Source organism: Extibacter sp. GGCC_0201 (assembly GCF_017566055.1).
Taxonomy (GTDB): Bacteria; Bacillota; Clostridia; order Lachnospirales; family Lachnospiraceae; genus Extibacter.
Genome location: NZ_JABFCH010000295.1, coordinates 1 through 208 on the forward strand (window position 1 = coordinate 1; position 208 = coordinate 208).

General features: G+C 54.3%; 1 protein-coding gene. It reads left to right on the forward strand.

All coding sequences use genetic code 11. The annotated features are described in order from the left end of the window. Window positions 1-208, forward strand: a 208-nt coding sequence (locus HJV72_RS19595) for a prepilin peptidase (RefSeq protein WP_208073559.1), incomplete at both ends; no start/stop codon positions are given.

The following is a 208-nucleotide window of genomic DNA, read 5'->3' on the forward strand; positions in this document are numbered from 1 at the left end:
CTGGATTACCCATGGCGGGATTGGCGGCGGTGACATTAAGCTGGCGGCTCTCCTGGGACTGCTCTTTGGAACCCGTGGAGTCTGTCTGATCCTGTTTATTGCCGCCATATCGGCACTCGCTTTTGTTCTTCTAATCAGTGGCAGAAACCGTTCATCACCCCTGCGCCTGCCCTTTGTCCCATTTCTTTTTCTGGGTTCTGTGCTGTGG